This is a genomic window from Streptomyces sp. NPDC001914, assembly GCF_042891215.1.
Lineage (GTDB): Bacteria > Actinomycetota > Actinomycetes > Streptomycetales > Streptomycetaceae > Streptomyces.
The window spans coordinates 327522-353790 of the sequence record NZ_JBIASW010000007.1; the positions used below are offsets into that span (position 1 = coordinate 327522).

22 protein-coding genes and 1 tRNA gene are annotated in these 26269 nt (G+C 72.1%); 18 read left to right on the forward strand and 5 right to left on the reverse strand.

Features of this window, described 5'->3' with window-relative positions; genetic code table 11:
- Position 1: 1 nt before the first annotated feature.
- Together ACFYYF_RS21925 and ACFYYF_RS21930 are read left to right on the forward strand one after the other, a co-directional pair.
- On the forward strand, positions 2-622 hold the full coding sequence (locus ACFYYF_RS21925) for a hypothetical protein (RefSeq protein WP_388778115.1): 621 nt from the start codon (positions 2-4) through the stop codon (positions 620-622).
- Between the two features lie 100 nt (positions 623-722).
- A complete protein-coding gene (locus tag ACFYYF_RS21930; protein WP_388778118.1) occupies positions 723-3461 on the forward strand; it encodes a Tat pathway signal sequence domain protein in 2739 nt (912 codons plus the stop codon).
- Between the two features lie 28 nt (positions 3462-3489).
- On the opposite strand, the gene ACFYYF_RS21935 is transcribed toward ACFYYF_RS21930, so the two are convergent.
- Entirely contained in the window at positions 3490-5889 is a 2400-nt protein-coding gene (locus tag ACFYYF_RS21935) for an SCO7613 C-terminal domain-containing membrane protein (protein WP_388778120.1), read from the reverse strand.
- Between the two features lie 124 nt (positions 5890-6013).
- Between ACFYYF_RS21935 and ACFYYF_RS21940 the strand changes: the two genes are divergently transcribed.
- Positions 6014-6460, forward strand: a complete 447-nt coding sequence (locus ACFYYF_RS21940; protein ID WP_388778123.1) for an SRPBCC family protein — start codon at positions 6014-6016, stop codon at positions 6458-6460.
- A gap of 39 nt (positions 6461-6499) precedes the next feature.
- Positions 6500-6571, forward strand: a tRNA-Val gene (locus tag ACFYYF_RS21945).
- 81 nt (positions 6572-6652) lie between these two features.
- Here the strand turns inward: ACFYYF_RS21945 and ACFYYF_RS21950 are convergent.
- On the reverse strand, positions 6653-7378 hold the full coding sequence (locus tag ACFYYF_RS21950; RefSeq protein ID WP_361679220.1) for a 3'-5' exonuclease: 726 nt from the start codon (positions 7376-7378) through the stop codon (positions 6653-6655).
- Between the two features lie 170 nt (positions 7379-7548).
- Here ACFYYF_RS21950 and ACFYYF_RS21955 point away from each other — a divergent pair, with 170 nt between their 5' ends.
- From ACFYYF_RS21955 to thrS, 3 genes are all read left to right on the forward strand, one after another.
- Complete coding sequence (locus tag ACFYYF_RS21955; protein WP_037621207.1) at positions 7549-8115, forward strand: DUF4365 domain-containing protein; 567 nt, start codon at positions 7549-7551, stop codon at positions 8113-8115.
- Positions 8112-9329 carry a hypothetical protein gene (locus tag ACFYYF_RS21960; protein ID WP_388778126.1) on the forward strand — a complete coding sequence of 406 codons (1218 nt, stop codon included), beginning with the start codon at positions 8112-8114 and terminating at the stop codon, positions 9327-9329. The genes ACFYYF_RS21955 and ACFYYF_RS21960 overlap by 4 nt, the downstream gene beginning before the upstream one ends.
- Positions 9330-9587: 258 nt before the next feature.
- Entirely contained in the window at positions 9588-11564 is a 1977-nt protein-coding gene (thrS, locus tag ACFYYF_RS21965; protein WP_361679214.1) for a threonine--tRNA ligase, read from the forward strand.
- Positions 11565-11655: 91 nt separating this feature from the next.
- On the opposite strand, the gene ACFYYF_RS21970 is transcribed toward thrS, so the two are convergent.
- Positions 11656-12312: a potassium channel family protein gene (locus ACFYYF_RS21970; protein WP_388778130.1), complete on the reverse strand. Its 657-nt coding sequence runs from the start codon at positions 12310-12312 to the stop codon at positions 11656-11658.
- A gap of 67 nt (positions 12313-12379) precedes the next feature.
- Here ACFYYF_RS21970 and ACFYYF_RS21975 point away from each other — a divergent pair, with 67 nt between their 5' ends.
- Positions 12380-12940 carry an HIT family protein gene (locus ACFYYF_RS21975; protein ID WP_388778133.1) on the forward strand — a complete coding sequence of 187 codons (561 nt, stop codon included), beginning with the start codon at positions 12380-12382 and terminating at the stop codon, positions 12938-12940.
- A 110-nt stretch (positions 12941-13050) separates the two neighbouring features.
- Here ACFYYF_RS21975 and ACFYYF_RS21980 read toward each other — a convergent pair whose 3' ends face one another.
- Both ACFYYF_RS21980 and ACFYYF_RS21985 read right to left on the reverse strand, forming a co-directional pair.
- Positions 13051-14718, reverse strand: a complete 1668-nt coding sequence (locus tag ACFYYF_RS21980; RefSeq protein ID WP_388778136.1) for a hypothetical protein — start codon at positions 14716-14718, stop codon at positions 13051-13053.
- A 249-nt stretch (positions 14719-14967) separates the two neighbouring features.
- Positions 14968-17163 carry an elongation factor G-like protein EF-G2 gene (locus ACFYYF_RS21985; RefSeq protein ID WP_388778138.1) on the reverse strand — a complete coding sequence of 732 codons (2196 nt, stop codon included), beginning with the start codon at positions 17161-17163 and terminating at the stop codon, positions 14968-14970.
- A gap of 215 nt (positions 17164-17378) precedes the next feature.
- Between ACFYYF_RS21985 and pgsA the strand changes: the two genes are divergently transcribed.
- The 10 genes from pgsA to ruvB all read left to right on the forward strand — a co-directional run bounded on the left by pgsA (position 17379) and on the right by ruvB (position 26179).
- Entirely contained in the window at positions 17379-18101 is a 723-nt protein-coding gene (gene pgsA / locus ACFYYF_RS21990; protein ID WP_388778141.1) for a phosphatidylinositol phosphate synthase, read from the forward strand.
- Positions 18098-19048 (forward strand): phosphatidylinositol mannoside acyltransferase, encoded by a 951-nt coding sequence (locus tag ACFYYF_RS21995; RefSeq protein ID WP_388778143.1) that lies wholly within the window; start codon positions 18098-18100, stop codon positions 19046-19048. Before pgsA ends, ACFYYF_RS21995 begins: the two co-directional genes overlap by 4 nt.
- Entirely contained in the window at positions 19045-20205 is a 1161-nt protein-coding gene (locus ACFYYF_RS22000) for a glycosyltransferase family 4 protein (RefSeq protein WP_361679196.1), read from the forward strand. Before ACFYYF_RS21995 ends, ACFYYF_RS22000 begins: the two co-directional genes overlap by 4 nt.
- Before the next feature lie 406 nt (positions 20206-20611).
- A complete protein-coding gene (locus ACFYYF_RS22005) occupies positions 20612-21157 on the forward strand; it encodes a hypothetical protein (RefSeq protein ID WP_361679193.1) in 546 nt (181 codons plus the stop codon).
- Positions 21158-21300: 143 nt separating this feature from the next.
- Complete coding sequence (gene pdxS / locus ACFYYF_RS22010) at positions 21301-22215, forward strand: pyridoxal 5'-phosphate synthase lyase subunit PdxS (protein ID WP_388778147.1); 915 nt, start codon at positions 21301-21303, stop codon at positions 22213-22215.
- A gap of 4 nt (positions 22216-22219) precedes the next feature.
- A complete protein-coding gene (gene pdxT / locus ACFYYF_RS22015; protein WP_361679190.1) occupies positions 22220-22822 on the forward strand; it encodes a pyridoxal 5'-phosphate synthase glutaminase subunit PdxT in 603 nt (200 codons plus the stop codon).
- A gap of 78 nt (positions 22823-22900) precedes the next feature.
- Complete coding sequence (locus ACFYYF_RS22020) at positions 22901-23653, forward strand: YebC/PmpR family DNA-binding transcriptional regulator (protein ID WP_361679187.1); 753 nt, start codon at positions 22901-22903, stop codon at positions 23651-23653.
- A gap of 132 nt (positions 23654-23785) precedes the next feature.
- Positions 23786-24382, forward strand: a complete 597-nt coding sequence (gene ruvC / locus ACFYYF_RS22025; protein WP_388778153.1) for a crossover junction endodeoxyribonuclease RuvC — start codon at positions 23786-23788, stop codon at positions 24380-24382.
- Positions 24379-24990 carry a Holliday junction branch migration protein RuvA gene (gene ruvA / locus ACFYYF_RS22030; protein ID WP_361679181.1) on the forward strand — a complete coding sequence of 204 codons (612 nt, stop codon included), beginning with the start codon at positions 24379-24381 and terminating at the stop codon, positions 24988-24990. Before ruvC ends, ruvA begins: the two co-directional genes overlap by 4 nt.
- Before the next feature lie 97 nt (positions 24991-25087).
- Positions 25088-26179, forward strand: coding sequence for a Holliday junction branch migration DNA helicase RuvB (gene ruvB, locus ACFYYF_RS22035; RefSeq protein ID WP_361679178.1), 1092 nt, complete (start codon positions 25088-25090; stop codon positions 26177-26179).
- The last annotated feature ends 90 nt before the right edge of the window (positions 26180-26269 follow it).

Genomic DNA, 26269 nt, shown 5'->3' on the forward strand with positions numbered 1-26269 from the left:
CGTGATCGTTTCGCAGTCGCGGGCCCGTGACAGGGCGAAAGCCCGCCGGGCACCCCGTGAGTCCGTCCTCGCCGAGCCGTTCGCCCTCTTCGCGGAGTGTCTGCTGACCGGCGTGTGGATCGCGGTGGCCTCGCTGCCGCTCGTGACCGTTCCCGCCGCGTTCGCGGCCGGGGCGCGGCACCTTCGCCGCCGCACGGCTCATGTGGGCGGCGGACGGCGGGAGTTCGTGGCCGACTTCCGGGCGGCCCTGCGGGGCGGCTGGCTCGTCGGGGTCGCCGGATGGGCCGGGGCGGGCGCGGTCTGGGTGGACGTCCAGGCCGCACGTGCCGGAATCCCCGGAGGTCCGCTCGTGGGGGCCGTCGGGCTCCTCGCCCTGATCGGGGGAGCCGTCGCGGGACTGCGCGCGGCCGCGGCCTGGGAGCCGGGAGCCGCCTGGCGCGGGCTGCTCGCGGCCGCCGGCCGCCGGACCGTCCTCGATCCCGCCGGGTCCTTCCTGCTCGTCGGCGGGATGGCCGTGGTGGTCTGCTCCGCCGTGCTCGTCGCGCCGCTGGCGGTGCCCGTCCTCGGGGCGGTGGCCGCGGCGGCCGTCTCCGTCGAGGAGCGTCACCGCCGGCGCCGCTGACCTGGTACCTCCGCGGGCCGGAGCGTGAAGCGCCGGGCCCCGTTCCGCCGCACCCTCATGACTGTCATGCCCCTGACATTCCGTATGGAGAGGAAAGGCCATGTCGCCCATTCCCCGCAGGTCGCTTCTCAAGGCGGCCGCCGTCGCCGGAGCCGCCACGCAGTTCAGCTGGGCCCTCGGAACCCCGAACGCGCAGGCCGAGCCCGGAGCGGAGGCCGCCGACGCGGACCCCGTGAGCCTCGACTGGCTGGAAGACGGCGGCCTTGGTGCCGCCCCCGGCTCCACCGTCGGCGTGCCCTGGCCCAGGGGTGCCCACCGGCCCGACCAGACCTTCGCGCTCACGGCCGCCGACGGTACGGCCGTCCCCGTGCAGTCCTGGCCCCTCGCCCACTGGCCGGACGGCTCCCTCAAGTGGACCGCCCACGCGATGAGTTCGGACACGGGCCCGCTCACGCTGACCGCGGGGGAGGCAGCCGCGCCCGAGCGGAGGGTCAGCGTCACCACGAGCGGCGGAGCCGTGTCCGTCTCGACCGGGGTCATCACCGCGAAGCTCGGCAAAAGCGGCTCCGCGCTGGTCAGGTCCGTGACGCGCGGCACGACCGAGATCGCGAGGAACGGCCGTCTCGTCCTCATCCGCCGGCCGGAGATCGAGGACGGCGACCAGGGTGCCGTGAAGTCCGAGCGCTTCGAGAGCGTGATCTCCGCGACCGAGGTCGAACAGGACGGCCCGGTGCGGGCCGTCGTCCGTATCGACGGCAAGCACCGCAAGGGCGACCGCAGTTGGCTGCCCTTCTCGGTCCGTCTGTACTTCTACGCGGGCGCCGACTCCTTCCGCATGGTGCACACGATCACCTTCGACGGGAAGCAGGAACCCGGCAGGAGCAGCGGCGACTTCGTGGGCGGGCTCGGCGTCCGCTTCACCGTGCCGATGCGGGACGCCGCCTACGACCGGCACATCCGCGTCGGCGGCGACGGCACGGGCCTGCTCCGTGAGGCCGTCCAGGGCGTCACCGGACTGCGCCGCGACCCCGGAGCCGCCGTCCAGACGGCCCAGTTCGCCGGCGAGAAGCTGGCCGACCCGTCCACCTGGGACCAGCGGGTCACCACCCGGCTCCCGTACATCCCCCGATGGGGCGACTACACCCTCTCCCAGCTCTCCGCCGACGGCTTCACCCTGCGCAAGCGCACCGGGAAGGGGCACGGCTGGATCGCCGCGGGCGGCGGCCGGCGCGCCTCGGGCTTCGGCTACGTCGGCGGGCCGAGCGGCGGATTCTCCTTCGGGCTGCGGGACTTCTGGGAGAAGTTCCCCGCCCAGCTCGACATCCGCGACGCCCACACCGACGCGGCCGAGGTCACCCTCTGGCTCTGGTCGCCCGAGGCGCAGCCCATGGACCTGCGCTTCTACCACGACGGCATGGGCCAGGACACGTACGCGGAACAGCTCGAAGGCCTCAACATCACCTATGAGGACTACGAGCCGGGCTTCGGAACCCCGTACGGCATCGCCCGCACCTCCGAACTGCTCTTCTGGGCCAACGAGTCGACACCCACGCCCGAGCGGCTCGCCGAACAGATCGACGCCGTCCGCGTGCTGCCGCAACTCGTCGCCCCGCCCCGGCAGTTGATCAAGGCGAAGGTGTTCGGCCCGGGCCTCTACTCCGAACCCGACCGCTCGACACCCGCCAAGGCGAGGATCGAGGACCACCTCGACTTCCTCTTCACCTACTACAAGGACCAGGTGGAGATGCGCCGTTGGTACGGGTTCTGGGACTACGGCGACATCATGCACTCCTACGACCCGGTCAGGCACCAGTGGCGCTACGACGTCGGCGGCTACGCCTGGGACAACTCCGAACTGTCGCCCGACCTGTGGCTGTGGTTCGCCTATCTGCGCAGCGGCCGCGCGGACATCTTCCGCTTCGCCGAGGCGATGACCCGGCACACCGGCGAGGTCGACGTCTACCACCTCGGCCGATGGGCCGGCCTCGGCACCCGGCACGGGGTGCAGCACTACGCCGACAGCGCCAAGCAGCAGCGCATCGCCAACACCACCTACCGGCGCTACTACTACTTCCTCACCGCCGACGAGCGGGTCGGCGACCTCATGCACGCCAACGTCGACTCCGACGAGACCTTCCTCGCCCTGGACCCGCTGCGCAAGATCCGCACCGAGCCGTACACCCCCGACCGGCACGCGCTGTCGATCGGATTCGGCACCGACTGGAGCGGGCTCGTCTCGGCGTGGCTGACCGAGTGGGAGCGCAAGGGCCCGAAGTGGGAGAAGGCGAGGGCCAGGGTGCTGTCGACGATGGAGACGATCGCTGCGCAGCCCAACGGATTCGTCCAGGGCTCCGGTCTGTACGACCTCGACACCGGCCGGTTCGCCGTCGCGGACGCCCCGGTCGTCGGCGTCTCGCACCTGTCCGCCGTCTTCGGTCTGAACGAACTGTGCGCCGAACTCATCGATCTCGTCGACATGCCCGCCTTCAAGGAGGCGTACCTCGACTACTGCCGCTACTTCAACGCCACCAAGGCCGAGCAGGCGGCCCGCTACGGCGGCAACTTCGGCACCCTGCTGCTCTTCCAGGGCCATTCGCGCCTCGACGCGTACGCCGCCGTCCAGACGGGCGACGACCGCCTCGCCACCCGCGCCTGGGCCAAGTTCTACAACTCCGACGGCTACACCGAGTCCTCGCCCTGGAAGACGGAGAAGGTCGGCGGCCCGGTCACCTTGGTGCCGGGCACCGAGGCCGACTGGGTCTACACGAACGACACTGCGCTCTACGGCCTCGCCGCCATCGAGAACCTGGCACTCCTCGGGGACCGGATGCCCTCCTGACCGGTCCCCGAGGAACGCGCGACAGGCCCTAGCGCATCCTCCCCAGCACCTCCCGCACCCGCCGCGCGTCGCGGATCCGCTGCTCGTACGTGGCACCGAGCGCGAGCAGCAGCAGACCGGCGAGTGCGGGAGGTGTCCAGCGGGGGAGCGCGTCCACCACCTGCACGATGTACGGGGCGAGTTCGTGCAGCGCGTCCAGGACGAGCACCGCGCCGCCCAGCACCAGCGGAGCCTGGAGCCGGTGCCGGACACCCAGCAGGGTGACCGCGAGAGCCGCCGCGCCCAGCAGCAGCGGACGCGGCCACTGTCCGTCGCCCCACACCGCGAACAGGCTCGGCACGAGCGTCACGGACAGGCCCGGCGCGTACGCCGTCCACGAGGACACCGAGGTGTCCGAGCGGCGCCTGAACGCGCCCAGGAGCAGTGCCGGAACGGTCACCGGCAGGGTGTACGCCTCCGGGGCGCCGGCGCCCCAGGACGCGAGCCGCACCCAGGACGCCAGCACGAACAGGGCGACGGCCGCGTGTCCGACGGGGCGCCGGTCCTCACGTACTGCCGTGCCCGCGGCGATCACCCCGCACAGGGCCAGGACCGTGGCCAGCAGGGCCGGTTCGGCCACCGCGAGCGCGACGGCGAGCAGCCCGGCGAGGGCGCCGGCGACCTCGATCGACACGGTCGTCGGCACGTCCTCGGCGCGCGCGGCGAGCAGCGCGGCGGCCACGGGCACGAGCAGCACGAGCAGCGCCGTGTGCTCGGGCCGCAGGCCGAGGGAGGCGCCGGCCGCGCAGGCGAGGGCCGAGGCGTATGCGAGTGCCGCGGGCGCCGTCACCGGACGGAGACCGGGCCGCAGGCAGGCCGCCGCGAACAGGGCGGTCAGCGCGGCCAGCACCGTCAGGGTCGCGCCCTCGGAGGCCAGCGCGAGGAAGGCGAGACTCAGAGAAGTGAGCAGGGAGAGCACCAGTGCCGTCAGCCGGTGACCGGTCCGGCGGGCGTATGCGAGCAGGGCCGCCGTGACGAGTCCGTGGACGGACAGCGCGGCGGCGTAGGGGAGTTCGAGGGTCGCCGGGAGGACGAACACCGTCGCCCACGCCAGGGTCAGCGCGGCGGCCAGGGCGTGCGGACGCCAGGCGGCGGCGCGGACGGCCACCACCAGCACCGCGGCGACGAGTGCGAGCACGAGCGGCGCCGTGACCGCGTCGGCCGGCCAGGGCAGACCGTCGGTCACCGCGTCCCGCGCGTCGGCCGGAGCACCGGACCAGGCGGAGCCCGCCCGGCCGGCCGGTCCCAGCAGGGTGATCGCGACCACGGGCAGCGCCCAGGCCACGGCGAGCGCCCCCACGCAGCCGGAGGCCAGGGCGATCCCGCGGCGCACCGGCCCGGGAAGGCCCGCTCCGGCGACGGCGAGAAGGACGATGGCGCACACCAGATGACCGGGGACCGTCCACTCGTCGGGCAGGGACGTGCGCAGCAGCCCGCCGAACGCGACGACGGCGGTCAGCCCCCCGGCCGCCGCCACACCCGTCGCGGTGTGCGTGCCGAAGCCCGGCTTCGGGGCGGCCCATGCCGCCGTCAGCGCGATCGCGGCGGCGAGGAGGAGGAGCGCCGCCGCACGGGCGGCGGCGCTCGGGCCGGCGGACGTCCAGGACAGCCAGCCGGCCGCGAAGGTGCCCCAGCCGCCCAGACCGTACGCGCCGACGGCGGCCACGGCACGGACGGAGCGCACGGGCACGCGCACGGCGAGCGCCGTGTCGAGCGCCGCCGTGACCAGCAGGGCGGCCGTGACGGCGTGGGCGCCCGCGGAGGCGGCCACCGCCCACAGCAGCAGCGGCAACTGCGCGGCGGCCACGGCGGCGGGCAGCGGCAGCCGCAGCGAGGGAAGCGCACCGGGGCCGGCCGTCCGCGGCGGCGCGCCCAGCGCGAGTCCGTACGCCGTCCACACCGCGGCCAGCGCCGCCGAGGCGAGCGCCGCGTAACCGGCGCCGTCCGTGCCGGGGAGCGCCACCGCGTACAGCGCGTACGCGTCCAGGACCGTCAGGACGAGGCCGATGCCCGCCAGCGCCTCGGCCGTCGAGCGCAGCCCGCGCCCCAGCAGAGGCACGGGAGCACCGAGCGCGGCCAGCGTCACGGCGCCGAGCACCAGCGACCGTCCCGTGATCCCCATGTGCCCCCACCCGACCAGGGTGAACGCGATGGCGGCGACGGCCAGCAGGATGCCGCCGAGGAGCAGGAGCGCGTTCTGCACCCCGGGTGCGGTGGTCTCGGGGCGCCGGGCCCCGGGTGCCGGGGACGCGGTCCGTACGGGCGCCGCCTGGAGCGCGTGGACCAGCCAGGCACGGCGGTTCAGCAACACGGCGCGGCGCGCGTCGAGTTGCCGCAACTCGGTGTCCAGGAGCCGCAACTCGTCGGCCGGGGACGGGATCTGGGTCATGGTTCGGAGTGTGGTCCCCGTCACGCCCGCGGACATGAGCGCACGTACTCACGCCGTACTCAGATCCGCGGACACGCGCCGCGGGTACTTCCGGCGGACCCGGCGCCGTGGGCACACTCGGTCCATGGACTGGACCCACTACCGCTTCCACACCGCGTGGGAGCTGCCCGCGCCGCCGGCGGACGTCTACGCCGTCCTGGAGGAGGCCGGTAGCTACCCGCGCTGGTGGCCCCAGGTCCGCGAGGTGACCCCCGTCGACGAGGACGGCGGCGTCATCCGGATCCGCTCGGTCCTGCCGTACGACATCACCATCACCGCCCGCGCCGCGCGCCGGGACCCGGCGGCGGGCGTCCTGGAGATCGGCATGTCGGGTGACCTCGACGGCTGGGCACGCTGGACCTTCACCGCGGCCGGAACGGGAACCCGCGCACGGTACGACCAGGAAGTGCACATCACCACGCCCCTGCTGCGGCGGCTCGCCGTGCCGGGACGCCCCTTCTTCCGCGCCAACCACGCCCTGATGATGCGCGCGGGAGAGCGCGGACTGAGGGCTCACCTCACAACGGTTTGAACCGCACCCGCCGGGACCTGTATTGTTCAGTCCGTTCCCGGGCGATTAGCTCAGTGGGAGAGCGCTTCGTTCACACCGAAGAGGTCACTGGTTCGAACCCAGTATCGCCCACCCGGAGAAGACCGGTCCGTCTGCAGACGGACCGGTTTTTCGTTTCCCCGACACCATCGCGCCAGGTCGGGCCGCACCCGGTCAGGCCGCCGCCGGCAGGTCCGGGCGCAGCGGCCACGCCGGATCCACCGCCTCCGGCGAACCGCTGCGCGCGAACCAGGCCTGCAGCCCGCGCGCCTGCGCCGCGTGCCACACCGCCTGGAGCGTGTGCAGCTCGGACGGCGACAGCCGCTCCAGACGGGCCGCGAAGCGGCGCCCCACCGCGCGGACGACCTCCATCGAGGCCAGCGCGTCGGCCGCCGCGTCGTGCGCGCCCTCCAGCGGCACCTCGTAGTGCGCGCACAGATCGGTCAGGGTGCGGCGGCCCTTCCTGTACCGGTCCAGATGCTTGTCGAGGACACGGGGGTCGAGCACGCGCAGCGACGCCGACTCGAACCAGCGGTCGAGGGACGAGGCCCGATGCCTGCGCAACTCCCGGTCCAGCAGCGTCAGATCGAACGGGGCGTTCATCACCACCAGCGGCCGGCCCGCCGCGGCCTGTTCACTCAGCTCCCGCGCTATCTCCTCCATCACGGGCGACGGCCAGCGGCCGTTGCGCTGCAGATGTTCGTCCGTGAGCCCGTGCACCGCCGTCGCCCCCGCGGGCACCGGCACTCCCGGGTTCACCAGCCATCGGGTGACCCGCGGACGGGCACCCGGGGCGTCCTGGACGACGACGGCGGCCGACACGATCCTGTCGGTCTCGACGTCCACGCCCGTGGTCTCCGTGTCGAACGCGGCCAAAGGGCCCTCGTACCAGCACGTCATACGTACACAACTCCTCGTTCACCCACGGCAGCTGACGCACCGTCTTCTGCCCGTTTGGTGATACCCGGCCCGTTTGCGCCGTACGCCGGAAGGAGACAACAGAGGTACGGGTCTTTGCAGTTCAGCGACCCGTCGCGGGGATACATCACGCCTGGAAGGCTGTTGGACTCATGGCACTCGCGCAGCCCGAACGGGGCGGGCTGCTGCCCCAGCGGACGGCACCCCATCGCGGATCGCTCGCCACCACCGCCTGCATGGAGACCTTGCAGGTGGGCTACCTGCACGCGGTCGCGGCGGCCGCGGGCTGTTCGCTGTCCCAGCCGTTTCCCGACAACGGCATCGACTGGCACGTCAGCCACAGCGCCCCCGGGCACACGGTCGACGACGAAGTCACCATCAAAGTGCAGCTCAAGTGCACGTACCAGATCCCGCCCAACCCGCCGGGGCCCGCCTTCTCCTTCACGCTCGACAACGAGCACCTGGCGAAGCTCGCGCGCACCCCGGTCTCGGTGCACAAGATCCTGGTCGTGATGCTCGTGCCCAGATCCCAGGACGACTGGCTGCGCGCCAGCCACGACCGGCTCGACCTGCGGCACTGCTGCTACTGGATCAACCTCGCCGGACACGCCATCACGGGCCGGCGCCGGACCACCGTCCGGATCCCCACGGCCCGGATCTTCGACGACCGGGCCCTGTGCGAGATCATGACGCGGGTCGGGACGGGAGGCAGACCATGACACACCGCCCCATCGACGCAGTGCTCCGGCCGGTCAGGCCCCACCCCGCCGAAGCCTTCTGGAACGACCCGCCGGCCCCGGACCAGGTGGACCCTGCCGTGCTCGGCGCGCTGCTGCGGCGGCACGGCTGGCAGCGCCGCGGGGGAGCGGCCGGGCGGTACGGCAGATGGACCCCACCCGGGCCCGGGGGCGGCGGCATCAGCCTGCTGGTGCCGGAGAACCGGGCCTTCCCCGACAGCGACGACCTCCTCGGCGAGGCCCTCGTCGCGCTCTCCCGCAGCGGCTCCCCGGCCGCGCGGGACGTCCTCGTCGCCCTCGCCGTGCCCAGCGACGAGATCCGCTGGTGGCGGGACGTGCCGACCGGTCCCGTGGGCGCGGCGCCCTGGACCGTCGAGGAGCAGACACGCGGTGCCGCCCGCCGGATGCTGCTCGCCGGGGCGCTCGCCGCACGCGCGCGTGCCGGCTACTACGGCGCCCGGCACCGCAGGGCGGCCACCGCCTCCCTGGAGAACGTCCTGGTCGGCGCGGAACCCGGCGGCCGCGGCCTCACCGCCTTCGTGCCCGTCACCTCCGGCCGGCCCATCGCCGTACGCCTGCACGAGGCGCTGTGCGCGGCCCGCGAGGCCGTCGACTACCAGCGGGCCACCGGCGGCATGGACGCCTTCGACGCCGCCGTGGAGGCGGGCGTCAGCCATGAACTGACGGAAGCCCTGGTGGCCCTCGTCCGCGGAACCGAGGGTGCCCGCGTCACCGTGGAGTGGTCACCCGCCGCGGGCGTCCCCGAGGGCGGCGCGAACCCCGCCGAGCCCGTCGAGTTCTCGCCCGGCGACCTGCCCGTGCTGCGCGAGGCCGGGGCTCGCTACCTGCGGGAGGAGCCGTCCGTGCCGGTGCGGCTGACCGGTGCCGTGGTCCGGATGCGCAGGTCGGGTCCGCGCGGGGCGGGCACGGTACGGCTGCGGGTCATCGCGGGTGCCGACGTCCCGCACGTGCGGGCGACCCTCGACGAGGAGGCGTACCGGATCGCGGGCCAGGCCCATCTGGTGGGACTGCCGGTGCGGCTGCACGGCCGCCTGGAGAGCCGCGGCGGCTTCCGCAGGCTCACGGACGCCACCGGTGTCGTACCCGTCCAGGTGGACGAGGCCGAACGGGACCGGCTGATGAAGTCGCTCCAGGAGAACCTGGACTTCTTCGAGGAGGCGTGCAGCGAGGACTGAGGCACGCGTACGGGTGGGACCGGGGCGCGCCCGAGGGGTGGCCCGGGCGTATGTGACGGGTGGACCGGGCGCGCTCGAGGGGCGGACCGGGCGTGCCTGCGGCGGGGGCCCGGGACGCTGACCGGGCTGGTGTCGGGGCAGGGCCGGGGCGCTCTGTCCACAACCGTTTCGCGGAGGGGACCCCGGGCTCGGTAGGATTCGGGGCATTGCCATGCCATCCCGTATGTGGTGTGGAGCCCCTTCAGTCAGGAGAGACCGGTGTCAGACGTCCGTGTGATCATCCAACGCGATTCCGAGCGGGAAGAGCGCGTGGTGACGACGGGCACTACGGCCGCCGACCTCTTCACCGGCGAGCGCACCGTCGTCGCGGCCCGTGTCGCGGGCGAGCTGAAGGACCTCGCGTACGAGGTGAAGGACGGCGAGGAGGTCGAGCCGGTCGAGATCTCCTCCGAGGACGGCCTGAACATCCTGCGCCACTCCACCGCGCACGTCATGGCCCAGGCCGTGCAGGAGCTCTTCCCCGAGGCCAAGCTGGGCATCGGCCCGCCGGTCAAGGACGGCTTCTACTACGACTTCGACGTGGAGAAGCCCTTCACGCCCGAGGACCTCAAGGCCGTCGAGAAGAAGATGCAGGAGATCCAGCGGCGCGGGCAGCGCTTCTCCCGCCGCGTCGTCACCGACGAGGACGCCCGCGAGGAGCTCGCCGCCGAGCCGTACAAGCTGGAGCTCATCGGCATCAAGGGCTCCGCGTCCTCGGACGACGGCGCGGACGTCGAGGTGGGCGGCGGCGAGCTGACCATCTACGACAACCTCGACGCCAAGACCGGCGAGCTGTGCTGGAAGGACCTCTGCCGCGGTCCCCACCTGCCCACCACCCGCAACATCCCGGCGTTCAAGCTGATGCGCAACGCCGCCGCGTACTGGCGCGGCAGCGAGAAGAACCCGATGCTCCAGCGCATCTACGGCACCGCCTGGCCCTCCAAGGAGGAGCTGAAGGCCCACCTCGACTTCCTCGCCGAGGCCGAGAAGCGCGACCACCGCAAGCTGGGCAACGAGCTGGACCTGTTCTCCATCCCGGACCAGATCGGCTCCGGCCTCGCCGTCTTCCACCCCAAGGGCGGCATCATCCGCCGGGTCATGGAGGACTACTCGCGCCGTCGGCACGAGGAGGAGGGCTACGAGTTCGTCTACACCCCGCACGCCACCAAGGGGAAGCTCTTCGAGACCTCGGGCCACCTGGACTGGTACGCCGACGGCATGTACCCGCCCATGCAGCTCGACGAGGGCGTGGACTACTACCTCAAGCCCATGAACTGCCCGATGCACAACCTGATCTTCGACGCGCGCGGCCGCTCGTACCGCGAACTGCCGCTGCGCCTGTTCGAGTTCGGCACCGTGTACCGCTACGAGAAGTCGGGCGTCGTGCACGGCCTGACCCGTGCCCGGGGCTTCACACAGGACGACGCGCACATCTACTGCACCAAGGAGCAGATGGCGGACGAGCTCGACAAGACGCTCACCTTCGTCTTGAACCTCCTGCGCGACTACGGCCTCACCGACTTCTACCTGGAGCTGTCCACCAAGGACCCGGAGAAGTTCGTCGGCTCGGACGAGATCTGGGAAGAGGCCACCGAGACGCTGCGCCAGGTCGCCGAGAAGCAGGGCCTCCCGCTGGTCCCGGACCCGGGCGGCGCCGCCTTCTACGGTCCGAAGATCTCCGTGCAGGCCAAGGACGCCATCGGCCGGACCTGGCAGATGTCGACCGTGCAGCTCGACTTCAACCTGCCCGAGCGCTTCGACCTCGAGTACACCGGCCCCGACGGTTCCAAGCAGCGCCCGGTCATGATCCACCGCGCGCTCTTCGGCTCCATCGAGCGCTTCTTCGCCGTGCTCCTGGAGCACTACGCGGGCGCGTTCCCGGCGTGGCTGGCGCCCGTCCAGGCGATCGGCATCCCGATCGGCGACGCGCACGTGGAGTACCTGCAGAAGTTCGCCGCCGAGGCCAAGAAGCAGGGGCTGCGCGTAGAGGTCGACGCGTCCTCGGACCGGATGCAGAAGAAGATCCGCAACGCGCAGAAGCAGAAGGTGCCCTTCATGGTCATCGCGGGCGACGAGGACATGGCGGCCGGCGCCGTCTCCTTCCGCTACCGCGACGGCTCCCAGGAGAACGGCATCCCCCTCGCAGAGGCCATCGCCAAGATCGCGAAGGTAGTCGAGGAGCGCGCCCAGATCTGATCCGGCCGACTCCGATCGGGCAGCTCCGGTTCACCGGCTCCGGTCGGATGAGGCCGGCGCGGCTCGGCCGGGACACCAGCCCCCGGGAAGCTCAGCTTCCCGGGGGCTTCTCGTCGCCCTCGCGAGAGAACCGCTGGAGCAGCCACGAGGAGAACGACCCCGTCACGGCGCCGAGCAGCCCCAGACCGCACGCCATCATGGCGACCGCGATCGTGCGCCCTCGCGGCGTCACCGGCGTCACATCCCCGTACCCGACCGTCGCGAGCGTGGACGCGGCCCACCACACCGAGTCGCCGAAGGTGACGATCGTCGCGTGCGGCGCCCGGTACTCGGCCTGGTAGACGGCGAGGGCGCCCGAGAAGCCGAGCAGCAGGACCGAGATGCTCGCGTAGAAGATCACCCGCGCGTACAGCGGGAGCCGGGGCTCTCCGCGGCGCCGCAGCACGGAGTCGTAGAGCTTGACGACCCGCAGCGGCCGCAGCAGTGGCAGCACGAGCACCACGGTGTCCAGCACATGACGCCGGACGAACCGCCGGCCCTGTCCGCTCAGCCGCCAGCGCACCAGGTAGTCGGCGAGGAACACGCTCCAGACGGCCATGACCAACGCGAAGCAGGCCTCGCGTACGTCCTCGGGCAGACCGTGCCCCAGGACGTGCACGGCGTACCCGGCGAGGAACAGCAGCGACCCGATCGCCAGAGGTACCTCCGTGCGGCGCTCCCAGCGGGTCATCGGGCTGTCGTCGTCCATGGCCACAGCTTGGCCGCAGGCGCCTTTGCCCGGTACCCGCCGACACGCCGCGAACGGGCGAAGCAATATGCTGCAACACATGACGAGTGAGCCGGAGCAGCAGATCGGAGTGGGAACGCAGGACGCGTTCCAGCGCCTTTGGACGCCCCACCGGATGGCTTACATCCAGGGCGAGAACAAGCCCACCGGCCCGGGGGCCGACGACGGTTGTCCGTTCTGCTCGATACCGGCCAAGTCCGACGAGGACGGGCTGATCGTGAGGCGCGGGGAGCACGTGTACGCGGTGCTCAACCTCTACCCGTACAACGGCGGGCACCTCATGGTCGTGCCCTACCGGCACGTCGCCGACTACACGGACCTCACGGGGCCCGAGACCGCCGAACTCGGCGAGCTGACCAAGCAGGCCATGACCGCCCTGCGCACGGCCTCCGGCGCGCACGGCTTCAACATCGGCATGAACCAGGGAACGGTCGCGGGCGCCGGCATCGCCGCCCACCTGCACCAGCACATCGTGCCCCGCTGGGGCGGCGACACGAATTTCATGCCGGTCGTCGGCCACACCAAGGTCCTGCCGCAGCTGCTCGCGGACACCCGCAAGATGCTCGCGGACGCCTGGCCCACCGCTTAGCCGGTCCGGGGCGCCTCACGGGGCGCCCCGTCCGGCCCGCCCGCCGCGCGGTTCCGTACGGGACGCGCCATGAGGCGCCCGGCGCGAGGGACCCGGCGCGAGGCGTCCGGCTACGCGTCGTACACGTCGGCCTTGCGCGGTGAGGGATCCTGCACCGCCGTGCTGAGGAACGCCGAGCGGTTGCCGAACTTCTCCGTGTCGACGCCGTTCTCCTGGAGGACCTTGATCGCCGCCGAGTGCACCACGCGCAGTACGGGCGTCGCGGCCCGCAGCGCGTCGTCCGCCATGAAACGGTGCCGCCACGGCTGATCGGCCCAGGCGTGCCGCAGCCCGAAGGGCTCGGGCAGCCCCACGCTTCCGCCGAGCCAGTTCAGCAGCGGCGGATACCAGGTGAGCGGGGCCCGGGCCGCGAGCCGCACGACCTCGTCCGCGGTGACCAGCGGCAGACTCACCTTGCGGGTCTCCCAGAACTTGACGGTCTTCGCGACCTCCTTCGTGGGAGCCTCCGGCTTGCTGGTGAAGAGCGGGTTCACCGGTCCCAGCGCGTGCCCGGTCACCTCGATGCGCAGCGTCTGGTGCAGCACGGTCACCGTGATCATCATCGTGATGATCAACTGGCCGTCCCAGAGCGTCCACTGGACTCCGAGATAGTGCCGGTCACCGCTGCCGAACTGCTGCTTGTTGCAGATGTCCTGCACGGCGTGCGTCTTGATCGTGTACGCCTCGACATCCGTGCCGCCCGGCCGGGACACCGCGGTCGCCTTCTCGCCGATCGGGGTGACGATCCAGTGCTTTATCGAAGGCGCCGGAAAACCACCGGTGTTGAGCGGGCCGCGCTCCAGCATGCGCAACTGGTCGTGGATGTTGCGGATCACGTCCCAGCTCCGGAACGGATGGATCTCCTTCTTCTCGTCCAGCGCCACCAGGTCCTCGGCGAGCTGCCAGCTCCCCCAGCGGGTGCCCATGCCCAATATGCCCTTGGGGCCCGCGTAGAAGACCGAGTTGGACTGCTGCTCCGCGGTGAGCCGGGCGAGCGACTGGCGCAGTTGCTCCGCCGCCGTCTCACCGGGGCTGCCGGGGACCGCCTCGGGAATCTTGGCGCCGATGCCGCCGCCCGACAGCAGGCTGTCCCAGCGCTCCCGCAGATCCTTGGCCGTGCCCTCGCAGATCCGCTTCGCCCACAGCCAGCCCACGACCGGGAGGACCACCGCGGCGCGCGCGTACCAGGCCCAGAAGCCGGTGAACGGCATGCGGACGAGGAAGAGCACGGCCAGGGCGCCGACGGCGAACAGGAGCGTGGTGCCGAGCGCGGAGCCCCGCTTGTCCGTGCGCTTGGAGATCTGCGTGCGGATCTGGAAGGCCATCAGCCACACCAGCAGTCCGGGCAGGACCAGCAGCCCGCAGAGCACCATCACGGCGGAGAGCCAATTGTCGCGCTCCCGGCGGATGTTGGTGGCCGCGAGACAGTGCTCCACGACGACCTGCGGCTCGGTGCCGAACGACTGGATCAGCGGAGCGCGGCCCGCGCCCAGCATGCGGGCCGCGACGGCGCCCGCGAAGGCCTCGCCGAGATTCGGCGCGAACAGCTTGATCCGGCCCGCCTTGACCGTGGACTGGTGCCATTCGTTGTCGGCCTTGAGGATCTCCTCGATCGGGCTGTCGCGGTACGCAGCCGAGGCCAGGGCGAACGTCGCCGCCGTCTGTCCCGCGGAGCCCGTGAGCGGCACCTGCGCCCCGGGAGTGAAATCGAAACCGTCGAACGCCACTTCCGCCCCCATCGCCGCCGCACCCGCTCCTGCGGCCTTCCCGACTTCGGTGCCCCGCACACCTGTTGATCAGGTCTTCGTCTTGATCGGTTCTCAGAGTATCGGCCGCGGCCGACATTCGTCGGCGGACGGCCGAAGCCGCCCACCGACGGATGAAACCCCCGCGAAGTGCCCGGAGCGTCCCGGCTCTCAGATACCCGCCTCCTGCTCCACTCAGGTACCGGCCTCCTGCTCCTCTCAGGTACCGGCCCCCTGCTCCTCTCAGGTACCGGCCTCCTGCTCCCGAAGCCGCTCGGCGATGTGCTGCGGCATGGGTTCGTGCCGTGCGTAGGACCGGTCGAAGCGCGCGGTGCCGTGCGAGACGGACCGCAGATCGACGGCGTACCGCCCGATCTCGATCTCCGGCACCTCGGCACGTACGAGCGTGCGCCCGCCGGCCGCCTGCTCGGTGCCGACCACCCGGCCCCGCCGTCCCGACAGGTCGCTCATCACCGGGCCCACGTAGTCGTCGCCGACGAGGACGGTCACCTCCGCCACCGGCTCCAGGAGATGGATCGTGGCCTCCCGGGCCGCCTCGCGCAGCGCGAGCGCGCCCGCCGTCTGGAAGGCGGCGTCGGAGGAGTCCACCGAGTGCGCCTTGCCGTCCCGCAGCGTGACGCGCACGTCGATGAGCGGATAGCCGGCGACCACGCCCTTGGCCGCCTGGGCGCGCACCCCCTTCTCGACGGAGGGGATGAACTGCCGGGGCACGGCTCCTCCCACGACCTTGTCCACGAACTCGATGCCCGAGCCGTTCGGCAGCGGCTCGACCTCGATCTCGCAGATCGCGAACTGGCCGTGTCCGCCGGACTGCTTGACATGGCGGCCGCGCCCGGTCGACGGGCCGGCGAACGTCTCGCGCAGGGACACCTTGTGCGGGACCACGTCGACCTGCACGCCGTAGCGGTTGCGCAGCCGTTCCAGGGCGACGTCCGCGTGCGCCTCGCCGAGGCACCACAGCACGACCTGATGGGTGTTCTGGTTCTGTTCCAGACGCATCGTGGGGTCCTCGGCCACCAGCCGGCCGAGCCCCTGGGAGAGCTTGTCCTCGTCCGCCTTGCTGTGCGCCTCGATGGCGAGCGGGAGCAGCGGGTCGGGCATCTGCCACGGCTCCATCAGCAGCGGGTCGTCCTTGGCCGAAAGGGTGTCCCCCGTCTCGGCCCGGCCCAGCTTCGCCACACTGGCCAGGTCGCCCGCGATGCAGTGGGTGAGGGCGCGCTGCTGTTTGCCGAACGGCGCGGACAGGGCGCCGATGCGTTCGTCGACGTCGTGGTCCTCGTGCCCGCGGTCGGTCAGCCCGTGCCCGGAGACGTGCACCGTCGCGTCGGGGCGCAGGGTCCCGGAGAAGACGCGGACCAGGGAGACCCGGCCCACGTACGGGTCGGACGCGGTCTTCACGACCTCCGCGACCAGCGGGCCGTCCGGGTCGCAGGCCGCCACCTCCCGGGGTGCGCCCTCCGGTGTGGTCACGGCGGGCGCCGGGCGCTCCAGCGGGGTGGGGAAGCCGCCCGTGATCAGTTCGAGGAGTTCGACCGTGCCGAGGCCCTGCCGGGCTCCCTCGGCGGCGGGCGCGGCGGCCAGCACGGGGAAGAAGCTCCCGCGGGCCACGGCCCGTTCCAGGTCCTGCACGAGTGTCTTGAGGTCGATCTCCTCGCCGCCGAGGTAGCGGTCCATGAGCGTCTCGTCCTCGCTCTCGGCGATGATCCCCTCGATCAGCCGGTTGCGGGCCGTCTCGATGAGCGGCTGTTCCCCGGGCCCCGGATCCGCCTCCTTGCGCTCCCCGGACGAGTAGTCGAACAACTGCTGCGTGAGCAGGCCGATCAGGCCGGTGACGGGCGCGTGCCCGTCCGGACCCGCGGCGCCGTGCAGCGGCAGGTAGAGCGGCAGTACGGCGTCGGGGTCGTCCCCGCCGAACGCCTGCGCGCAGGTCGCGGTCATCTCCTCGAAGTCCGAGCGGGCCGATTCGAGATGGGTGACCACGATGGCCCGCGGCATCCCGACGGCCGCGCACTCCTCCCACAGCATCCGGGTCGAGCCGTCCACCCCGTCCGCTGCCGAGACGACGAAGAGGGCCGCGTCCGCCGCTCGCAGACCGGCCCTCAGCTCGCCGACGAAGTCGGCGTATCCGGGGGTGTCGATGAGGTTGATCTTGAACCCGTCCCAGTCGACGGGTACCAGGGAGAGCTGCACCGAACGCTGCTGCCGGTGCTCGATCTCGTCGTAGTCCGAGACGGTGCCGCCGTCCTCCACGCGGCCCGCCCGGTTCACCGCTCCCGCCGTCAGCGCGAGAGCTTCCACCAATGTCGTCTTGCCCGATCCGCTGTGGCCGACCAGCACCACATTCCGTACGGACGCGGGGTGGTCGGCCGCCGTAGCCCTGCCGGCGGCTCCGGGGTGTGCGTTCGCCTTGTCGCCCATGGCCTTGCCTCCCGTGCACGGTGAGGTCTCATTGGGCGCGGGACATGCCGGGGCCGCGTGCGGCGGCTCCGGTGACGCCCGCGGTCCTTCGAGCTTTGCACTCGCGTCACGGTGCGTCCATACAGAGGACGCGATCGCGCCGGGACGCGGGCGGCACGGGGCCGGGACACGGGGCGCGGGTGCCCGGCCATCGCACAAGCGCTCGCGTGGCTACGATGGGCCAGCCGACGGCCAGCAGGGGCCGCCCGCGACACCGACCCCTCGGGAAGGCCATGCTGAACAAGTACGCGCGTGCATTCTTCACGCGTGTCCTCACACCGTTCGCCGCGTTTCTCGTCCGCCGGGGGGTGAGCCCCGACACGGTCACCCTCCTGGGCACGGCCGGAGTCATGGCGGGCGCGCTGGTCTTCTTCCCCCGGGGAGAGTTCTTCTGGGGAACGATCGTCATCACCCTCTTCGTGTTCTCCGACCTGGTCGACGGGAACATGGCGCGCCAGCTCGGCCGCTCCAGCCGCTGGGGCGCCTTCCTGGACTCCACGCTCGACCGGGTCGCCGACGGCGCGATCTTCGGCGGCTTCGCGCTCTGGTACGCGGGCAACGGCGACGACAACGTCCTGTGCGCCGTGTCGATCTTCTGTCTCGCCAGCGGCCAGGTCGTCTCGTACACCAAGGCCCGCGGTGAGTCGATCGGCCTGCCGGTCGCGGTCAACGGTCTCGTCGAGCGAGCGGAGCGGCTGGTGATCTCCCTGGTCGCCGCCGGTCTGGCCGGTCTGCACACGTTCGGCGTGCCCGGCATCCAGGTGCTGCTGCCCATCGCGCTGTGGATCGTCGCCGTCGGCAGCCTCGTCACGCTGATCCAGCGTGTCGTCACCGTGCGCCGGGAGGCCGCCGAGGCGGACGCCGACGTCGCCGCGCAGAGCACCGAGGCCACCTCGTGACCAGCCTGCGCGACAGGCTGGTCGACGGCGCGTACGCCGCGGGCTGGAGCGTCGTCAAGAAGCTTCCCGAGCCGGTCGCCGCGGGCCTCGGCCGCACGATCGCGGACATCGCCTGGAAGCGGCGCGGCAAGGGGGTCCAGCGCCTGGAGAGCAACTACGCGCGCGTGGTGCCCGACGCGACGCCCGAGCGGCTCGCGGAGCTCTCCCGGGCCGGCATGCGCTCGTACCTGCGCTACTGGATGGAGTCGTTCCGGCTTCCCGCCTGGAGCGAGGAGCGGGTGACGAACGGGTTCGATCCCAAGGACGTGCACTACCTCACCGACGGGATCGCCTCCGACCGGGGCGTCATCCTGGCCCTTCCGCACATGGCGAACTGGGATCTCGCGGGCGCCTGGGTCACCACCGGGCTGAGGACGCCGTTCACGACCGTCGCCGAGCGCCTCAAGCCCGAATCGCTGTACGACCGTTTCGTCGCCTATCGCGAGGGCCTCGGCATGGAGGTGCTGCCGCACAGCGGGGGCGCCGCGTTCGGCACGCTGGCCCGGCGTCTGCGCGACGGCGGGCTGATCTGCCTGGTCGCCGAGCGGGACCTGTCCGCGTCGGGCGTCGAGGTGGAGTTCTTCGGTGAGACGACCCGGATGCCCGCGGGACCGGCCCTGCTCGCGCAGCAGACCGGCGCCCTCCTCCTGCCCGTGACGCTCTGGTACGACGACTCTCCCGTGATGCGCGGCCGGGTCCATCCGCCGGTCGAGGTACCCCTGTCAGGCAGCCGGCCCGAGAAGACGTCTGTCATGACACAGGCGCTGGCCGACGCCTTCGCCGACGGCATCGCCGAGCACCCGGAGGACTGGCACATGTTGCAGCGGCTGTGGCTCAAGGACCTCGACGCCGGGAAGGCTCCCCGTGAGGGGTCCGGCGCGCAGGATCCCGAGAAGAGGGCTTCGTGAGGATCGGCATCGTCTGCCCGTACTCCTGGGACGTGCCGGGCGGCGTCCAGTTCCACATCCGCGACCTGGCCGAACATCTCATCGGTCTGGGGCACGAGGTCTCCGTCCTCGCCCCCGCGGACGACGACACACCCCTGCCCCCGTACGTCGTCTCGGCGGGCCGCGCGGTCCCGGTCCCGTACAACGGCTCGGTGGCGCGGCTGAACTTCGGCTTCCTGTCCGCGGCCCGGGTACGGCGCTGGCTGCACGACGGCACCTTCGACGTGGTCCACATCCACGAGCCGTCCTCGCCGTCGCTCGGCCTGCTCACGTGCTGGGCGGCGCAGGGGCCGATCGTGGCGACCTTCCACACCTCGAACCCGCGTTCCAGGGCGATGGTCGCCGCGTACTCGATCCTCCAGGCCGCCCTGGAGAAGATCAGCGCGCGCATCGCCGTGAGCGAGTACGCCCGGCGCACCCTGGTCGAGCACCTGGGCGGCGACGCCGTCGTCATCCCGAACGGCGTCGACGTCGACTTCTTCGCCCGCGCCAAGCCCAAGCCCGAGTGGCAGGGCGACACCATCGGGTTCATCGGCCGCATCGACGAGCCCCGCAAGGGTCTGCCGGTGCTCATGAAGGCCCTGCCCGCGATCCTGGCCGAGCGTCCCCAGACCCGGCTGCTGGTCGCCGGGCGCGGCGACGAGAAGGAGGCCGTGGAGTCGCTGCCCGCCGAGATGCGCTCACGCGTCGAGTTCCTCGGCATGGTCAGCGACGAGGACAAGGCCCGCTTCCTGCGCAGCGTCGACCTGTACATCGCGCCCAACACCGGCGGCGAGAGCTTCGGGATCATCCTGGTCGAGGCGATGTCCGCCGGGGCGCCCGTGCTCGCCGCGGACCTCGACGCGTTCGCCCAGGTCCTCGATCAGGGCGCGGCGGGCGAGCTGTTCGCCAACGAGGACGCGGACGACCTGGCCGCCGCCGCGCTGCGGCTGCTCGCCGACCCGGACCGCCGGGCCGCCCTGCGCGCGCGGGGGAGCGAACACGTGCGGCGCTTCGACTGGTCGACGGTCGGTGCGGACATCCTGTCCGTGTACGAGACGGTGGCGGACGGCGCCGCCGCCGTGGCCACGGACGAACGCACGGGCCTGCGCGCCCGCTTCGGCCTGGCCCGGGACTGACGCCCACCGGGCCGACGCGACCAGGGCCCGCGGCGAGCCGGGGTTTCCGGTGAACGGGGGCCTTCGGTGAACGGGTGTCTCCAGTGAACCGGGGCCTTCGGTGGGCCAGGGGCTGTGGTGAGCCGGGGTCTCCGATGGACCGGAGTCTCTGGTGAACCAGGGTCCCCGGTGGATCGGGGCTTCGGGGGGACCGGGACTTCCGGGGCGTGGAGCCCGGAGGCATCGGCTTCGGCCTGGCCTGACCCACCCCGGCTCGGTCCCGGCCGGCCTCGGTCCAGGCCCACGCCGCCCCGTCCCGGCCGACCCCCGCCCCGGTCCCACCCGGCTCGTGTGCGGCTCCAGGGGTGGCTCGCCCTGTGCGTGGGCCCCGGTGGGGTGGTGATCGGCACGGGTAGCCTTGCCGCCCGTGACCGCAACCCTGATCTGGATCCTCGTCGGCCTCGTCGCGATCGGCCTCTACCTGAGCTGGACCGCCGGGCGTCTCGACCGGCTGCACGCCCGCATCGACGCCGCCCGCGCCGCGCTCGACGCGCAGTTGCTGCGCCGCGCCTCCGTGGCACAGGAACTGGCCACCTCCGGGGTGCTCGACCCGGCCGCCTCGATCGTGCTCTACGAAGCGGCGCACGCGGCGCGCCAGGCCGAGGAGGAGCAGCGCGAGGTGGCCGAGAGCGAGCTGAGCCAGGCCCTGCGGGCGGTGTTCGGGGAGACCCAGCAGGTCGAGGCGGTGCGCGAGGTGCCCGGTGGCGAGGAGGCGGCCGGCGAGCTGGCCCAGGCCGTGCGCCGGGTACCGATGGCGCGGCGCTTCCACAACGACGCCGTACGCGCCGCCCGCGCCCTGCGCCGGCACCGCAAGGTCCGCTGGTTCCGCCTCGCGGGCCACGCCCCGTTCCCCATGGCCTTCGAGATGGACGACGAGCCCCCGACGGCCCTGGCGGACCGCCCGACGAACTGACGTCCACGGGCGGGCGGAAGGATGTCCACAGGTGGACGGAAGCAAAACGATCCACCGCCTCCTCATTGGCCCTTGCAGTGGCCTGGTCACCTCGCGTTTCCTCAGAGCTGCAGAAATCCTCTTTCCCCGAGTGAGGTCAACCCGTGTCCAGCACCCTCCCCAACTCCGCCGAGACCACCGCCATCGGCACCGCCCGCGTCAAGCGCGGCATGGCCGAGCAGCTCAAGGGCGGCGTGATCATGGACGTGGTCAACGCCGAGCAGGCGAAGATCGCCGAGGACGCCGGCGCCGTGGCCGTCATGGCCCTGGAGCGGGTCCCCGCCGACATCCGCAAGGACGGCGGAGTCGCCCGGATGTCGGACCCGAACATGATCGAGGAGATCATCGAGGCGGTCTCCATCCCCGTGATGGCCAAGTCCCGCATCGGCCACTTCGTCGAGGCCCAGGTCCTGCAGTCCCTCGGCGTCGACTACATCGACGAGTCCGAGGTCCTCACCCCGGCCGACGAGGTCAACCACTCCGACAAGTTCGCGTTCACCACCCCCTTCGTGTGCGGCGCCACCAACCTGGGCGAGGCCCTGCGCCGCATCGCCGAGGGCGCGGCCATGATCCGCTCCAAGGGCGAGGCCGGCACCGGCAACGTCGTCGAGGCCGTCCGCCACCTGCGCCAGATCAAGAACGAGATCGCCCGCCTGCGCGGCTTCGACAACAACGAGCTGTACGCCGCCGCCAAGGACCTGCGCGCCCCGTACGAGCTCGTCAAGGAGGTCGCCGAGCTCGGCAAGCTGCCGGTCGTGCTGTTCTCCGCCGGTGGTGTCGCCACCCCCGCCGACGCCGCGCTCATGCGCCAGCTCGGCGCCGAGGGCGTCTTCGTCGGCTCCGGCATCTTCAAGTCCGGCGACCCGGCCAAGCGCGCCGCCGCCATCGTGAAGGCCACCACCTTCTACGACGACCCGAAGATCATCGCGGACGCTTCCCGCAACCTCGGCGAGGCCATGGTCGGCATCAACTGCGACACCCTCCCCGAGACCGAGCGCTACGCCAACCGCGGCTGGTAACCACATGAGCACTCCTGTCATCGGTGTCCTGGCCCTCCAGGGCGACGTACGGGAACACCTCATCGCCCTGGCCGCGGCGGACGCCGTGGCCAGGCCGGTGAGGCGCCCCGAGGAGCTCGCCGAGATCGACGGTCTGGTGATCCCCGGCGGCGAGTCCACCACCATCTCCAAGCTGGCGGTCCTCTTCGGAGTGATGGAGCCGCTGCGCGCGCGGGTCCGCGACGGCATGCCCGTCTACGGCACCTGCGCGGGCATGATCATGCTCGCCGACAAGATCCTCGACCCGCGCTCGGGCCAGGAGACCATCGGCGGCATCGACATGATCGTGCGCCGCAACGCCTTCGGACGGCAGAACGAGTCCTTCGAGGCGGCGGTCGACGTCAAGGGCGTCGAGGGCGATCCTGTAGAGGGCGTCTTCATCCGCGCACCCTGGGTCGAGTCCGTGGGTGCCGAGGCCGAGGTGATCGCCGAGCACGGCGGCCACATCGTCGCGGTACGCCAGGGGAACGCGCTCGCCACGTCGTTCCACCCGGAGCTGACCGGCGACCACCGTGTGCACGGCCTGTTCGTCGACATGGTCAGGGCGAACCGGACAGCGGCGTCCTAGTAGGATCTGGGGGTCCCCTCAGGCTCCGCGAGCCCGGGGGAGTTCGTCCAGGTTGGGTTACGCGAAGGAGACAGGCAGATGTCCGGCCACTCTAAATGGGCTACGACGAAGCACAAGAAGGCCGTGATCGACGCCAAGCGCGGCAAGCTCTTCGCGAAGATGATCAAGAACATCGAGGTCGCCGCCCGTACCGGCGGCGCCGACGTGTCCGGCAACCCGACGCTGTTCGACGCCATCCAGAAGGCGAAGAAGAGCTCGGTCCCGAACAAGAACATCGACTCCGCGGTCAAGCGCGGCGCCGGTCTCGAAGCCGGTGGCGCCGACTACGAGACGATCATGTACGAGGGTTACGGCCCGAACGGTGTCGCGGTGCTCATCGAGTGCCTCACCGACAACCGCAACCGCGCCGCCTCCGACGTGCGGGTCGCCATGACCCGCAACGGCGGCAGCATGGCCGACCCGGGCTCCGTGTCGTACCTCTTCAACCGCAAGGGCGTCATCGTCGTCCCCAAGGGCGAGCTGACCGAGGACGACGTCCTCGGTGCCGTGCTCGACGCGGGCGCCGAGGAGGTCAACGACCTCGGCGAGAGCTTCGAGGTCCTCTCCGAGGCCACCGACCTGGTCGCGGTGCGCACCGCGCTCCAGGGCGCCGGCATCGACTACGACTCCGCCGACGCCAACTTCGTCCCGACCATGCAGGTCGAGCTCGACGAAGAGGGCGCCCGGAAGATCTTCAAGCTGATCGACGCGCTCGAGGACAGCGACGACGTGCAGAACGTCTTCGCCAACTTCGACGTCAGCGACGAGGTCATGGAGAAGGTCGACGCCTGACCGAGGGCATGCCCCGAACGACGGGCCGACGGGACACCCCCGTCGGCCCGTCGTTCTGTCAGTGGCACCCGATAGCCTGCACGAACTGGGGAGACCCCCAGCGGTGAGCGGTGAGATCGAAGGAGGGCCCGGGTGCGGGTGCTGGGTGTTGACCCCGGGCTGACCCGGTGCGGTGTCGGGGTGGTCGAAGGAGTCGCCGGGCGGCCCCTGACCATGCGCGGCGTCGGCGTCGTGCGCACCCCCGCGGACGCCGAGCTCGGCCTGCGCCTGGTCGCCGTCGAGCAGGGCATCGAGCAGTGGCTCGACGAGTACGAACCCGAGTACGTCGCCGTGGAGCGTGTCTTCAGCCAGCACAACGTCCGCACGGTGATGGGCACCGCCCAGGCCAGCGCGGTCGCCATGCTCTGCGCGGCCCGCCGCGGCATCCCCGTCGCGCTGCACACCCCGAGCGAGGTCAAGGCCGCCGTCACCGGCAGCGGCCGAGCGGACAAGGCCCAGGTCGGCGCGATGGTCACCCGCCTGCTCCGGCTCGCCGAACCCCCCAAGCCCGCCGACGCGGCCGACGCCCTCGCGCTCGCCATCTGTCACATCTGGCGCGCCCCGGCCCAGAACAGACTCCAGCAGGCCGCCGCGCGCACCGGGCCCGACCGGGCCGTCGCGCAGAACAGAATCCAGCGGGCCGCGGCCGCGCACGCCCGGAAACCAGCATCGAAAGGCCGTACCGCATGATCGCCTTCGTCAGCGGCCCGGTCGCCGCCCTCGCCCCCGACTCCGCGGTCGTCGAGGTCGGCGGCATCGGCATCTCCGTCCAGTGCACGCCGGGCACGCTCGCCGGGCTCCGCACCGGACAGCCGGCCAAGCTCGCCACCTCCCTCGTCGTCCGCGAGGACTCCCTCACGCTGTACGGCTTCGCCGACGACGACGAACGCCAGGTCTTCGAACTGCTCCAGACGGCGAGCGGGGTCGGCCCGCGCCTCGCCCAGGCGATGCTCGCCGTGCACACCCCCGACGCCCTGCGCCGCGCCGTGTCCACCGGCGACGAGAAGGCCCTCATCGCCGTCCCCGGCATCGGCAAGAAGGGCGCCCAGAAGCTCCTGCTGGAGCTGAAGGACCGGCTCGGCGAACCGCTCGGCCCCGGCGGCCCGGCCATCGGCACGGCGGTCACCGCGAGCTGGCGCGACCAGCTCCACGCGGCGCTCGTCGGCCTCGGGTACGCGACCCGCGAGGCCGACGAGGCGGTCGCGGCCGTCGCCCCGCAGGCCGAGGCCGCCGAGGGAACCCCGCAGGTCGGCCAGCTCCTGCGCGCCGCGCTGCAGACCCTGAACCGAGCCCGCTGAACGGCCCCGGCCCCCGGGCCGGGCGCGCGCCCCGGTGCGGGCCGCGCCGGGCGCACCGCCGACCGCCCCACCACCACGAGACCGCGAGGCACCACCGATGAACTGGGACGACACGACAGACGAAGCCGCCGAGGGGCTCGTCGGACCCGCCGCGGAGCGGCTGGTGCGCTCGGTCGCCGACGGCGAGGACCAGGCCGTCGAGGCCGCGCTGCGCCCCAAGGACCTGGACGAGTTCATCGGCCAGGAGAAGGTGCGCGAGCAGCTCGACCTGGTGCTGCGCGCCGCCCGCGCGCGGGGCGCCACCGCCGACCACGTCCTGCTCTCCGGCGCCCCCGGCCTCGGCAAGACCACGCTGTCCATGATCATCGCGGCCGAGATGGGCGCCCCCATCCGCATCACCAGCGGCCCCGCCATCCAGCACGCCGGAGACCTCGCCGCGATCCTCTCCTCCCTCCAGGAGGGCGAGGTCCTCTTCCTCGACGAGATCCACCGCATGTCCCGGCCCGCCGAGGAGATGCTGTACATGGCGATGGAGGACTTCCGCGTCGACGTCATCGTCGGCAAGGGCCCCGGCGCCACCGCCATCCCGCTGGAGCTGCCCCCGTTCACCCTGGTCGGCGCCACCACCCGCGCGGGACTGCTGCCCCCGCCGCTGCGCGACCGCTTCGGCTTCACCGCGCACATGGAGTTCTACGAACCCGCCGAGCTGGAGCGGGTCGTCCACCGCTCCGCCGGCCTCCTGGACGTCGAGATCGGCGCCGAGGGCGCCGCGGAGATCGCCGGCCGCTCCCGCGGCACGCCCCGCATCGCCAACCGCCTGCTGCGCCGTGTCCGCGACTACGCGCAGGTCAGGGCGGACGGGATCATCACCCGTGACATCGCGGCTGCGGCCCTGAAGGTCTACGAGGTGGACGCCCGCGGTCTCGACCGGCTCGACCGCGGGGTTCTCGAGGCCCTGCTCAAGCTTTTCGGCGGTGGCCCTGTCGGATTGTCCACACTTGCTGTCGCTGTGGGGGAGGAGCGTGAGACCGTGGAGGAGGTCGCCGAGCCCTTCCTCGTACGGGAGGGACTCCTCGCCCGCACTCCCCGTGGCCGGGTGGCGACACCCGCGGCATGGGCACATCTCGGCCTCACACCGCCCCGCCGGTCAGCCGGCGGAAACGGACAAGAGGACCTGTTCGGGGCGTGACGGCGTGCGTACGCACCGGGGCAGGAACCCCGGTGCCATGCTGAGCGTTGTTCCCTGAGTGCGGACTCGCTTAGACTCCGCCGATGCCGC

Excerpts from the sequence above, each read along its gene's own strand:
- ACFYYF_RS21930 (WP_388778118.1), top strand. The coding sequence starts at position 723 with ATGTCGCCCATTCCCCGCAGGTCGCTTCTCAAGGCGGCCGCCGTCGCC.
- ACFYYF_RS21935 (WP_388778120.1), bottom strand. The coding sequence starts at position 5,889 with ATGACCCAGATCCCGTCCCCGGCCGACGAGTTGCGGCTCCTGGACACC.
- ACFYYF_RS21940 (WP_388778123.1), top strand. The coding sequence starts at position 6,014 with ATGGACTGGACCCACTACCGCTTCCACACCGCGTGGGAGCTGCCCGCG.
- ACFYYF_RS21950 (WP_361679220.1), bottom strand. The coding sequence starts at position 7,378 with ATGACGTGCTGGTACGAGGGCCCTTTGGCCGCGTTCGACACGGAGACC.
- ACFYYF_RS21955 (WP_037621207.1), top strand. The coding sequence starts at position 7,549 with ATGGCACTCGCGCAGCCCGAACGGGGCGGGCTGCTGCCCCAGCGGACG.
- ACFYYF_RS21960 (WP_388778126.1), top strand. The coding sequence starts at position 8,112 with ATGACACACCGCCCCATCGACGCAGTGCTCCGGCCGGTCAGGCCCCAC.
- ACFYYF_RS21970 (WP_388778130.1), bottom strand. The coding sequence starts at position 12,312 with ATGGACGACGACAGCCCGATGACCCGCTGGGAGCGCCGCACGGAGGTA.
- ACFYYF_RS21975 (WP_388778133.1), top strand. The coding sequence starts at position 12,380 with ATGCTGCAACACATGACGAGTGAGCCGGAGCAGCAGATCGGAGTGGGA.
- ACFYYF_RS21980 (WP_388778136.1), bottom strand. The coding sequence starts at position 14,718 with ATGGGGGCGGAAGTGGCGTTCGACGGTTTCGATTTCACTCCCGGGGCG.
- ACFYYF_RS21985 (WP_388778138.1), bottom strand. The coding sequence starts at position 17,163 with ATGGGCGACAAGGCGAACGCACACCCCGGAGCCGCCGGCAGGGCTACG.
- pgsA (WP_388778141.1), top strand. The coding sequence starts at position 17,379 with ATGGGCCAGCCGACGGCCAGCAGGGGCCGCCCGCGACACCGACCCCTC.
- pdxT (WP_361679190.1), top strand. The coding sequence starts at position 22,220 with ATGAGCACTCCTGTCATCGGTGTCCTGGCCCTCCAGGGCGACGTACGG.
- ACFYYF_RS22020 (WP_361679187.1), top strand. The coding sequence starts at position 22,901 with ATGTCCGGCCACTCTAAATGGGCTACGACGAAGCACAAGAAGGCCGTG.
- ruvA (WP_361679181.1), top strand. The coding sequence starts at position 24,379 with ATGATCGCCTTCGTCAGCGGCCCGGTCGCCGCCCTCGCCCCCGACTCC.
- ruvB (WP_361679178.1), top strand. The coding sequence starts at position 25,088 with ATGAACTGGGACGACACGACAGACGAAGCCGCCGAGGGGCTCGTCGGA.